The organism is Proteus sp. fly-1008 (genome assembly GCF_040140305.1).
GTDB classification, from domain to species: domain Bacteria; phylum Pseudomonadota; class Gammaproteobacteria; order Enterobacterales; family Enterobacteriaceae; genus Proteus; species Proteus vulgaris_B.
Window position 1 is genome coordinate 1 of the sequence record NZ_JBEEWH010000013.1, and the last position, 12,411, is coordinate 12,411.

Sequence of the window (12,411 nt, forward strand, 5' to 3'; positions counted from 1 at the left end):
ATGTGAGAGTAGGGAACTGCCAGGCATTAAATAAGACGAGAAAGCCAACCCAATGGGTTGGCTTTTTTGCGTTTGGGTGTTTATTTTCTGTGTGAATTTCCATTTTAAATGTGAATAAAACGCATTTTTATTCTACTTAATTTTTTTAATTATCCCCTTTTTTATATCCCATCATTTCGTTTATTAATTTTCTATTGTATTAAAAAGTTAATAACTCTCTAATTTTATTTGATGTTTTATTTCCAATGAAATTCCCCATAATAAAAGTTGAAGATAAAAAAGGTTAAATTACATGGTTTGTTAATCAAAAGTATATCTCTTTTATAAGAAGGATTAATTATGGCTGATGTATCAACAAGCGGCTGGGATGTAGTCAGTGTTACAGATATTGAAACACTGAATAAAGTTATTAATGAGGGTGATAACCATCCTAAATCATTTTCAGACTATATAACGGTGGTTGGTAATGATTTAAAAGTAGAAGGGGAATGGGGGGATTGGTCTATCGCGAATGAAGCCAGCGGTAAAAATATTTACATGCAGTGCAGCATTAAAAATGCCACTGTGACTTATATAGGAAAATCTTATCCTATAAATGATGATAAAAATGCCTCACAATCCACATTAAATATAGAAATTTCACTGGATGGTATTGAGACCGATCCTACTGAATGGATAGGTGATGATGAAACGTCTGAAATATCGAAAGATACAAAATGTTATAAGTTAATGGTGGATAGCAAAGCGGTGATTGTAGTTACGGGATCTAATTACACCAATAAAGATCTTTATTCGCCCGAAAATGGTTTAGCATCACTTGTAGATATCGTTTTAAAAAATTGGTTTAATCGAAATGTAGGAACTTTCAAACAAGTATTTTCCGTCGTATTAATAGGATTAAAAGCAAATAAAGGTGATTTTCAATGGCTCAAACCATCGGCCTATAGTTATTCAGCAAATAGCTCTATAGATCAAAAATCTGCTGCTTTTGCTGCCTTAACATTAGTCGATGGAAAAACTGACATTGGTGATCTACAGCAAACAGTTGATATAGCAGCGTTGCAGGTTGTTAAGGAATATGGTGCTAATGCAGCGCTGATCATAAGTAAATCAATGTTTGTTAAGCATATTCTGTTAGAAGCGGCAGTTGCCCTTGTTAAGGGCTCTACAAAAGCTGATTTTGAAATAGACAAAAATGGATTATCACTTACCAATATTAAAGATACTGTTTGGCAGGATTTTGTCGGTCCTGACGATGAAATCATGTCTCCCACCATTCCCGCACAAAGTTTTATTTTGACTCTTCAATCTGATTTTATTCATATAAGTATTAGTGGCGCTCATTATCGTCCTCGATGGGGGGTAACTGTATATATGGGAATAGAACAGAACTTTCGATATAAAGTAGAAAAAAATAAAGAGGGGGAACCTGTTTTTGTGCCAGATGAAAAAGGTTTAGGTGATGCGGTTGTTAGTTGTTCTGTTAAATTTGATGATTGGTTAGATTGGCTAAATATTGTGACTGAAATAGTGACATCAATTGCTTCAGTTATTGCATTGGGAACAAGTCTAGCTGGGGTTATTGCTGAGACTGGAATGGCGACATTAGTCCCTAATGCAGGTGCAAAAGTTGCCTCTTTCTCATTTAAATTATTTAATTTTACTATCAAATTGGAAAAGTTAGCGCCTATTGCTGCTGCAATTCAACGAGGTGTGGCTTCAAATCCTTCTGTATTTAATGTTGTAAAAATTGGTTCAGCAGTGACTGCAGCAACGACAGGTATTATATGGGGAGCAACGACACTATCAGAAGCGATATATCATCAGATCTTTGATGATGTACCTAGTTTTAAAATATTTGCACGTAATTTTACTGGCGCAGTGAAATGGCCTGGTATTGAAAATATGGAATTAAAATCGGCAACATTAGTCGATAGTTTTGTTATCGGATTAAAAATGAGTTAAAAGAAAAAGGATATTCATATGGATATGTATAATTGGGATATGGTTTGTGCTGCAAAGTGTTCATCAATTAATGATAAAATTGCAAATAACAGAGAATTATTTATTAAGGAATTTACTTTTAAAAGTGAAAATAATAGTTTAATTGAAGGAGAATTTGATAGTTGGCAAATTGTATCGGGAGGAAGCTCTCAAAGAATTCATTTTATAACACCAATTAAAAAAGGAAAATTAACAACAACAATTGTAGGTGAAAAACTAGATATTGTTGTTGATGGAATATGTCCTAAGATAGAAATTGAATTAGAGTTTGTGGGAAATGATGTTAATCATACTATATTAAAAATAAACTGTAAAAAGTTAGAGAAAAAACAAATAAATGTCCTTTCAGGTGATGGCAGTATTGTTATATTAGATGATGATATAAATAATATTTTTCCTAACGATGAAAAATTCGTATCAGAATTATTCTCTGATTTAATGGCTAAAATGATTATTGAAAATAAAGAAAAATTACAATTTATTTTTTCTGAGTTAATTAGTTTACCTGATGGTAATAATACATGGATGAAAAGTCATATAATTCAATATTCTTACAATGAGAGTATTAATGGTGAATTAGGTGTTCTTGGTGTATTAACTATTTTGGAGGCTAATCCAAATCCACCAAAATTAACAGATCTACAATTGCAATTTGATCATAACTTGGTTAGAAAAGAAGATAAATCAGGTTTTCTTATTGCTAAATGGGCGTTTATAAAATACGTCCTTCTTGAAGGATTACCCCATATTTTTCAAGGTTCTCATAAAGAACATTTTAAAATTGGGGAGAATAATATTATTCACAATAATGGACGGATCCCATTAAATAAAATGAATGGTTATACGCCTTATTTTGATAGTGCACTTATTGAAATAATTAGTGATAAAATCATTATAAATAATGCAACAGGAACTTGTGATGTTGTTTCGTATAGTAGTTATGTTTCTTTTAGCTTATCAAGTCAATACAAAATATCATTAGAATATAGTAATAATAGACCACGAGTGAAACTCATTTCCTCTTCTTCTCCATTATTTACTTCTCAAGCTCATGATGATGTTGCTTTAATCTTTTGGATCTTTGGAGGATGGGTTGTTGATGCCTTAATTCAAGGGATCCGTAGTCAAATGAGTTATCTTCTTTGGAGCTTTGGTAATTATGGTATGGAATTCGATGTTTTCCCTATTAGTATGAATATTGATGCTAAATATAAAGAATGTGGATTATCTGAAAACTTTTTCATGCGCAGTTAATTAAATGGAATTTAAATTATGAAAGAAATTGCAACTTATGGTTGGGATGTTGTTTATGCTACAAATTATAAAATAATTAATAAATATATCGATAAAAATAAACATTATCCTCAAAAATTCTCAGCTTCGAAAAAAATTATAACTTCATTATTTAAAATATCAGGTGAATGGACTAATTGGTCGTTAAAAAAGGGGGGAACCGGAAAAAATATTTTAATTGAGTGTATTGTTTCTTCTGGTGGGTTATATGATGAAAAAGATACGTTAATAGGATCATTAGAAGGGAGTTCAATAACGATTCAAATTACATTACAAAAAAAAATTGATACTTCAAAAACAATTGAAGATCTCTCTTCTTTAAATAATGGAGTACCGTGGATACTACAAGTTAATGATAAATCTATTGATATGTCAAATGCAGTTATTATAGTCGAAAGTCATTATACGAATATTGTAGAGGGAACGAAAGAGGTTTTAGATCTTTTATTTTTATCCTATTTTAATGAAAATATTAAAGAATTTGATTATATATTTTCAATTGTTATGTTAGACCTTGACTCTATAAATGAGGATCTTCAATGGATTAAACCGACGGCATTTAGCTATGCTGTTGCACATACAAAAAGCGACGAAAGTTCAGATATATTTTCATGCTTGAATCTTATTGATAGCAATAAAAATATTGGAGATAGACAACAATCTATTGATAATAGAATATCTCATTTTTTTACGAATAATGTTGATGCTTTAGTTATTTTTAGTAAAGAAATATACACTAAATATTTTTTACTTCCAGCTGCTGTTAACTTTATTAGTGGAAGTAAAGAGGATGATTTTGAAATAAGTGAATATGGTTTATCTATTTATAATAAAAAAGAACTCATATGGGGGGAATTTGTTATTGGCTCAAAAACAGAAAATGAAGTTATAAAGCCTTTAATACCTGCGAATGGATTAAATATTAATCTTCAACAAGATCGTATTCATATTAATATTAATGGTGCAACGTTTAGACCTAAAAAAGGACATGTCACTTCAACAATTAATATCAATCAATCTTTAACATTTGAAATGGTGAGGAATGATAAAAATGAACTAATATTTATTCCTGATTTGAAAAATATCAATGATATAAATATTAATATCACTAATAAAGTCGATAAAGGTATTATTATTACTGACATTATTTTAGGTGTTATCACCATTATGGCATCACTCGTTTACGGTGTCGCTGCATGGAGAGATATTAGTTTAATTGCTAAGATTGGACAGGAAACAGAAACAGGCTATGAGTTGATTTCACTTTCTAGAACGTTTGCTGGAGTTGAAGAAGCTGAATTGGCTGAAATGATGTGGGATACCGTAGATATTGGTACTAATCCGGTTTATAGACCAACATCTATTCCGATTAAAAATAGCCTCTCTGTTGCTCAATCAATTTCTTCAACCTTTGTTGAAGGAGAGGTCAGTTCTGCTAATTTGGTTAGAGCTGCATTTAGTGAGCTTTATGACGATCTTGAGTCTTTAAATTCATTTGCATCGAATTATACAGGGACAAGCGCATTATCTGGTCTTAAAGCTTCAGAGGTTCAAACTGCACAATTTGCTGATAGTTTGGTTATTGGTATCAGCCTAGATGATACCTTAAAATAAATTGTATTATATTATAAGGATATATTATGGAACCATATTCATTGAATGAAATCGCTGAATTTGAAAGAATTGAATTACTAGAAGAGAATTTAAATGCATTTTCTTATCGTAATGATCCTGAACATATTGCAAAGTTTTATTTATTTTTTGTCGCGAGGAAATCTGACGATAGTTATTATTTACTTGATGAAAATAAATTAACATCTGCCATTCAAAATAAAGAAATAAAATTTGTAAATTTTTTTACAGGGGAAGAATATACGGTTAGTGCTTCATATCCTGATCCTGATAATAATTCTTTTTTTGTAAGCAAGTTTTTTATTAGAAATAATGTGAATATTATTGAGGTAACTGCTGGGGCATTTAAAGGTTATGCCCCGATTAGTGTTATTTTTAAAACGGATGCCACTAAAGCCATTTCAACAGAATTTATGGCCATGTCTGGATTTGAAAGTAGAGTATTAATTTATCAAGAAAAATAAAATAAAAAATTATTTTTACATAAAAAATTAAATTTATATAAGGTGAAAATATGGAACAATTTCATCAATCTCAAGCTTTTAATTTTACGAGTGCGCTAACAGGTCATGTTGATCCTCGTACAGGTGTTTTCTGTACTAATATTACTATTGCCCATTTGATTGGCAATCAACATATGGGACCGGAATTATCACTAACACTTTCTTATTCTCCATTAAATTTTTATAATCTTCTTTATGGTTTTGGTATTGTTGATAACTTAACTAGCTATAATAAGAATTCTAAAATATTAACTTTATCAACAGGGCAAGTCTATAAAGTTAAAGAAGAAAAACAAGAAAGCACATTTATCCATGCTAAACCAAAAAATTTTAAATTTTCTAAAAAAGGAAATGAACTTTGGGTTTTATATAAGTCAGGAGTCAGTGAAAAATTAACTTCTTATAATACTGCTGATGATGTAAAAGTTGTTCGTGAGATATACAGCCCTTCAGGCAATAAACTTACCTTAGAGTGGGAAGCATTTGGTGATAGTTTTCGTTTAAAATCGGTAAGAGATAACAGTAGCGAGTTATTCAAAGCGACTTATTCAGAAACACTGGGAAGAATACAATTTGATATTTGGCCAGAAACGAATGAAAGTTATTCAATCATCTTATATAAACAAGATATTTTTCTTTCAACAGTGACGATCCGCGCGCTAAATACCGATTTAGTTTGGCAATTATTTTATACTCGTTATGGTCGTAGTAATATTCATAAGTATTTAACTAAAATTATTACTCCAACAGGATTAGTTGAGCATGTTGAATATCAAACTAATGGACATCGATTACCAGAAGGCAATCAAAGTTATCAAGTTAATTCTCGAAGCCCAATTCGAGTTATAAATAAGATCCCTTATATCGCTTATGTGAAAAAACACTTTGTTTCACCTGGTTTAGGCACGAAAAAGCAAATAGTTGAATATGATTTTTCAGAGAAAAATTTTCTTGGTTACGGTGGTGCTAGCGCCAGAATAACGACCAATGGACAAGATTATTTATATAATGTCGAAAACAATTATCAATATGATTCAATAGAAAAAAGAAAAGATACTGATAAAAATATTACTTTTGCAACGAAGCGAATATATAATAGTTTTCATTTAGTTATCGAAGAAAGAGAACAAACAATTTCTCATACTAATGAGATATTATGTGAAAAAATCACTCAGATAACATATTACGCTGATATAAATAAAAGCTTTGAACAGCAGTTACCTCAATATCAAATGCCAAAAGAATACCTGATAATTTGGAAGCAAGGTGATAATTATCGCCGAGAAAAAAGTATAACTGAGTATGATAATGAATGTAATATTATTTCAATGGTTGCTTTTGATTCAACCAAATCTGAATTTACTTATTATGATCCCAGTGGTGAATCAGGAAAATGTCCAGCAGAACCAAATGGTTTTAAAAAATTTATAAAAGAAGAAACGATTACACCTGCTACAACTGAATTTGAAACACCGACGAGAAAAAAACAATATCTCTATGACAGTTTTTCCATAAAAAATAGCCAGTTATTACCTGTTAATAATATGGTATTACTTACATCAGAAATAATTTTATCTAATAATAACCAAATAAGAAAGCAAAGTATCTCTTATTATAATGATGTTTCATCTGATAATTTGGGACGAGTTTTAGAAAAAAAAGTAACAATAACAGAACAACAAGTAGAGACGTTATCTCTTAAAGAAGAATATGAATGGAGTTATTCAAATAGTAATTATATTTCTTGTATTACGAAAATAACAGGAGTTAAAGATAATATCGTTGTTTCTACAGAAAAACGTTGGACACCTATTTCTTATCGTTTAATTATGGAAAAAGATATACAAGGAAATATTTCAGAGTACCAATATGATAAATTAGGGCAAGTGATATCAAATATCCTATCGCCTAAGACCCCATATGAAAATAAAATTGAATATGAATTAAATATTGCTTTATCTAATGTACCAATTGAATTTTCGGTTAAAGATGCGTTAGGGAATAAATATTTAAGTAAAATGGATGGAGAAGGTCGGATTGTTGAGAAATTTTATTTTACTGAAGAAATTCCTAATGGATTTAGAATAGAAAAATATGATTATAATTCATTAGGAAAAGTCATTAGTGTAACACATTACGATTTGCATAATATAGATAATCCTAATGAGCAGCCTAAGGAAAATTTAATATTATATAAATATAACGATTGGGGTGACTTGATTGGTGAAGATTATAGTAATGGTTTTTCAAATAGAAAAATATTTGATCCAATAAAAAATCAGTTCAGATCTCAATCGATATCACTTCGCGATGTGAATAAGAAATCAGGTATTATTCAAAAAGAGTTTAATCAATCAGGAAAAATTAACAAGATCGTTCAACTTAAATCAGATGGTGTGACTGAAGAGTATTACTGGCAATTTTTTACTGATGGTTTAGGGCGAATACGTAAAACTATCGATAAATCAAATAATGTGACTACATTTGAATATGATGACTTTGACCAACTGATAGAAAAAAAATTACCAGATGGATCTATTATTAAGAAAAAATATAAAGATAGCCTACCTATTCAAATTTCATTAAAACCAAATGATAGTAATGAAATGATACTCGGAACACAAGAATTTGACAGTTTTGGAAGGCTAACACGTTATCAATGTGGCGGGCGTAATTTAACAATGAGTTATCAAGGTGCTTCACCAGATCCTCATCAGGTTACAACAGCCGATAATAGCATTATTTCTTATGAATATATTTCAGAATTAGATAATGCGATATCTTCGATAAAATTTAATGGAGAAATACAACAATATGAATATGAGCCATTAACCGGAAGATTAATAAAATACTCTGAAAATAATGGTTTCAATCATCTCTTTTCATATACAAAATCAGGTCAGCTAAAAAATGAAAAAATAACTTTACAGGGGAAATCAGAGCGTAGAGTAAGTTATTCTTATTCGCTAAGAAATTTACTCGTTAGCTATACTGGCATTGATAATGAAACACAGATGTATGTTTATGATAAGAACAATCAAATAACACAAATTGTTGATAGAGCTGTTACTACTACTGTTAATTACAATGAGTTAGGAAATTATATTGGTCATAAGGCAATATATAACGTTAACAATAGCACGTTAGAAACTAAATTAACGTTAGATGATTTTGGAAGAGAAACTAAAAGAGAATTAATTGAAATAAAAGATAATAAAACAAAGAATATAGATATTGAACAAACATTTTTAATGACAAATAAATTATCCAATAAGAAATTATTTTTAAATAAGAGAGAAATTAAAAATGAAACTTATGATTATGATAATATGGGACGATTATTAAATTATTTATGTGAAGGTGAAATATTTTCTAAAGATAGCGAGGGGCGGAATATTAAACAGCAAAGTTATGTATGGGATGCATTAGGTAATATTAAAAAATCCACAACTATCTTTGATAATGGTAATGAAGTTGTTGACTACCATTACCAAAATTCGAATGATCCTTGTCAATTAACCCATCTTTCATATTCAAATAATAAACCTTCCATTACCTTAAACTATGATTTGAATGGGCGGATGATTGAGGATATATTCGGCTATAAATTAACTTATGATAAATTAGGTCGATTAAAAACAGTTATTAATAACAAAGATACAATTAGTTATGGTTATGACGGTTTAAATCGCTTATTAACAAAAGAATATAAAGGTGGAGTAGGAGAGCTCTATTATCGCAATGATGCTATAGCAAATGAAATCTATCCTAATGTTAATGTGCGCTATAATTTGTTGGGTAAATATTGTGTTGGTTTTAAGTACGATATTAAATCCAATAATGATAATACTGAGCTTTATACTGAAGTTGCAACAGATATGATGGGATCTGCTTTTGCCTTTTTCAATACTCCAGATGATCCCGCTTCTTTTCTTTCTTATTCACCTTGGGGAGATGGTGCAGGAGCGTTCAGCGCTGGACCTCGTTTTACAGGTGAATTATGGGATAGTTTCAGTCAAAGTTATCTTTTAGGTAATGGCTATCGCGCTTATCAACCTCGCTTAATGCGCTTTACCTGCCCTGATAGTTTAAGCCCATTTGGAGCTGGCGGGTTAAATGCATATGCTTATTGTAATGGTGATCCTGTCAATTTAAGTGATCCTAGTGGGCATATTAGTGGATGGGGATGGGCTAGTATTATATTAGGCGGTGTTGGGCTATTGCTTGCACCATTAACATTTGGCGCGTCTTTAGAATTTGGTTTAGGTGTTGCACTAGCATTAACGGCATTAGAAGTTGCTAGCGGTGCAACCGCAATTGCCGCTGGTGCGCTAGAAGAAAAGGATCCAAAATCCTCAGAAATTCTAGGATGGGTATCATTAGGTTTAGCCACCCCTTCTATTGGTTTGGGGATCTACTCGTTAGGAAAAGGGATCAGCAAAACAGCGACAATCTTTAAAAATAAACCCATAACGTTGGGTGGAACGATGAGGAAAATAGATTTGTTGGATCAGGGATTTTATACTTTTGAAGACACTTATAAAAATGCCAGCCGATTAAATATTGTTTCTCATGGTGAGCCGGTTGGTAAAGGCTCTTTACTGACCGTATTAACCGAAGGTGGATTGCGTAATATGGATGCTGATGAATTATATAGTATATTGAAAACACGTTACAATTTAGATGATTATGCTAGTTTGCGTACTCTTGCGTGTCATTCTGGTGTAGGAGGGATCCATTCTATAGGCTATAAATTAGGGCAATTAGCACAAAAAGATGTTAAGAGTTTTATTGGACCCATGACGGGTAACTTTGTTTTAGAAGACGTTTTTGACCTTTTTGCTGAAGCCGTAAAAATAGCCGGTCCAGCGGGTCATGCTAAAATGGCGAAAACATTTTCAGAACGACATGTTTTTAAAATTCATAAAACAAATCCATATTCAATATTTGATGTTTTAAATCATTACTCTTGGACTTATCAACCCACAATGTTTAGATATTAATATTATGTCACTGACTCATAATATCTTAAAGAAATACAGAATAGTTGTTCTATTATGAACACTATTTTGTGTTACTTTAATTGCTGATAAAGCAATGAACCTGCCGCCGCCCCTGCAACATCATAAGCGAAATCATGCCAGCTCCAGCCTGTACCATCTGGGCGACTATCATAAAGCTCCTTTGCTGCACCTAAACTAATAGAAACTGAGAGCCCAATTAATAATCCCTCTCTATAACCATAATTTTGATGGTCTGCATACGCATTTGCACCAGCAGATGCTGCCATTGAAAATAAAAAATGCTGAGCTTTATCTTTGCCTTTCCAATTATCATTGGCAAAATGAAATGACTGGCACCCATTTAAAATCATTATTGATAATAAAATAATTAGAGAGTGATACTTAAGCTTTAGTTTCATAAAAAATAAAAGTCTTTTCATTGATAAGCGTGTTTTTAATATAGAGGATTATTAAAGATAAGGGATGATTTAAGAAAAAATTTTATCAAACAAAAAAGCCTTGCTGTTATTTAGCAAGGCTTATCAAATGAAGCGTTGATTAAAGTATACGACTGATTAATCTATCAACACGAATACGTCGTAACCGTTTGATCAACTTTTTCACTTTTAGTGGGTAAAGCTTAATGCTTTCTAGATCTTGATAGTGTTTCACAACGATTGTGTGTTGACGAATACACGCTAACTCTTTATGTCGTTGTTCATGTAATTCATGTTTAGGATCATGAATCAATATCGCGTTTTCTAAATCTAATCCCCATGCACGAGGGTTTAGATTATTACCTGTAATTAACTGCCAATTATCATCGACCCACATACCTTTTAAGTGATAAGTGTTATCACTGTCTTTCCAAAGCCTTACTGTTAATTGGTCATTATCAATAAATCGTTGGAAACGCTGGGTAAATTTACGCAGATTGATCTCATAGAGATAAGGCAGGGCACCAATAATTTTAAATGGCTCTTCAGGTGGAATATAAAAGTCATTTGCCGTTTTATCACCAATAATAATTTCGACTTGTTTGCCATTTCTTAATAAATGGCTGATTTGACGAACAAGGATCGCAGGTAAATTAAAATAAGGTGTGCAAATAACCAACTTTTCTTCTGTAGAAGCCATTAGGTGAGAAATAGTCTTATTTAAGATATTTTTCTTACCTAAACCTACTAAAGGTGTTACTGCTAATTCATGATTAGAAGCATTGGATTTAATATCATAGCCATCACGCGTGCGTAAATTAAAACGAAATTGACGTATGCAATTTTTTATTTCGGCACAACGAACCCTATCTTTAATATCAAGACGTTGAATAGCTTCAGATTGTAGAAGATCACCCACAATAAACTGTTTCATTGTGGTCGCTAATTCACTATTTTGAATAATGTGATATCGGTCATAGCGATATTTATCTAGCTTATGCAAATACACATTATTAATGCTTGCACCACTATAAATAACCGTATCATCAAAGATAAAACCTTTTAGGTGTAATACACCTAGCGCTTCACGAGTATTAACAGGGAGCCCATAGATAGGGAGCTCTATACCAGGATGTTGCTGTGCAACATGGTAATACCAATCTGCATTTGTCGCATCAGCCGAGACACCAATACGCCCACGTTGAGCACGGTGCCAGTCAACAATAACGGTAATGGATAATTCAGGACGTTGTTGTTTTGCGGTGTAAAGCGCATCAAGGATCTCTTCACCAGCCTCATCGTGCTCTAAATAAAGAGCTGTAATAAAGATCTCTTTTTTTGCTTGAGCAATATATTTCAATAAGGTGCTGCGAAACGCGGACGTCTGATAAAGCGTTTCAACATCAGCAACTGACTGAGCTAATTTAGGCAGTTGTGCAAGGTGTTGTTGATGCTTAGCAAGTTTTAGTTTAGACAACATCACAGTGCTTAGTTCTCTTGTTTATGATGGCAGATGGAGCCATCGTCCATGTAGATTTT

The 12,411-nt window shown here is 31.8% G+C and carries 7 protein-coding genes; 5 read left to right on the forward strand and 2 right to left on the reverse strand.

Annotated features, from left to right (window positions below):
* Window positions 1–339: 339 nt before the first annotated feature.
* From ABN256_RS16785 to ABN256_RS16805, 5 genes are read left to right on the forward strand one after another with little or no spacing between them, the layout of a single operon-like run.
* Window positions 340–1,965, forward strand: coding sequence for a TULIP family P47-like protein (locus ABN256_RS16785; RefSeq protein ID WP_349439788.1), 1,626 nt, complete (start codon window positions 340–342; stop codon window positions 1,963–1,965).
* A gap of 18 nt (window positions 1,966–1,983) precedes the next feature.
* Window positions 1,984–3,258 (forward strand): TULIP family P47-like protein, encoded by a 1,275-nt coding sequence (locus ABN256_RS16790; RefSeq protein ID WP_196553471.1) that lies wholly within the window; start codon window positions 1,984–1,986, stop codon window positions 3,256–3,258.
* Window positions 3,259–3,276: 18 nt separating this feature from the next.
* Complete coding sequence (locus ABN256_RS16795; protein ID WP_349439789.1) at window positions 3,277–4,911, forward strand: TULIP family P47-like protein; 1,635 nt, start codon at window positions 3,277–3,279, stop codon at window positions 4,909–4,911.
* Between the two features lie 26 nt (window positions 4,912–4,937).
* Complete coding sequence (locus ABN256_RS16800; protein WP_072070277.1) at window positions 4,938–5,393, forward strand: hypothetical protein; 456 nt, start codon at window positions 4,938–4,940, stop codon at window positions 5,391–5,393.
* A gap of 50 nt (window positions 5,394–5,443) precedes the next feature.
* The gene (locus ABN256_RS16805; RefSeq protein WP_196553469.1) at window positions 5,444–10,435 is read left to right on the forward strand and encodes an RHS repeat-associated core domain-containing protein; all 4,992 of its coding nucleotides are present in this window, start codon (window positions 5,444–5,446) and stop codon (window positions 10,433–10,435) included.
* Window positions 10,436–10,506: 71 nt separating this feature from the next.
* Here ABN256_RS16805 and ABN256_RS16810 read toward each other — a convergent pair whose 3' ends face one another.
* The gene (locus ABN256_RS16810) at window positions 10,507–10,854 is read right to left on the reverse strand and encodes a YfiM family lipoprotein (RefSeq protein WP_196553468.1); all 348 of its coding nucleotides are present in this window, start codon (window positions 10,852–10,854) and stop codon (window positions 10,507–10,509) included.
* A 139-nt stretch (window positions 10,855–10,993) separates the two neighbouring features.
* Window positions 10,994–12,352, reverse strand: a complete 1,359-nt coding sequence (gene pssA, locus ABN256_RS16815; protein ID WP_196553496.1) for a CDP-diacylglycerol--serine O-phosphatidyltransferase — start codon at window positions 12,350–12,352, stop codon at window positions 10,994–10,996.
* Window positions 12,353–12,411 lie beyond the last annotated feature (59 nt).

Coding starts and splice junctions, on each gene's coding strand:
- pssA (WP_196553496.1), bottom strand. CDS start 12,352: ATGTTGTCTAAACTAAAACTTGCTAAGCATCAACAACACCTTGCACAA.
- ABN256_RS16785 (WP_349439788.1), top strand. CDS start 340: ATGGCTGATGTATCAACAAGCGGCTGGGATGTAGTCAGTGTTACAGAT.
- ABN256_RS16800 (WP_072070277.1), top strand. CDS start 4,938: ATGGAACCATATTCATTGAATGAAATCGCTGAATTTGAAAGAATTGAA.
- ABN256_RS16795 (WP_349439789.1), top strand. CDS start 3,277: ATGAAAGAAATTGCAACTTATGGTTGGGATGTTGTTTATGCTACAAAT.
- ABN256_RS16805 (WP_196553469.1), top strand. CDS start 5,444: ATGGAACAATTTCATCAATCTCAAGCTTTTAATTTTACGAGTGCGCTA.
- ABN256_RS16810 (WP_196553468.1), bottom strand. CDS start 10,854: ATGAAACTAAAGCTTAAGTATCACTCTCTAATTATTTTATTATCAATA.
- ABN256_RS16790 (WP_196553471.1), top strand. CDS start 1,984: ATGGATATGTATAATTGGGATATGGTTTGTGCTGCAAAGTGTTCATCA.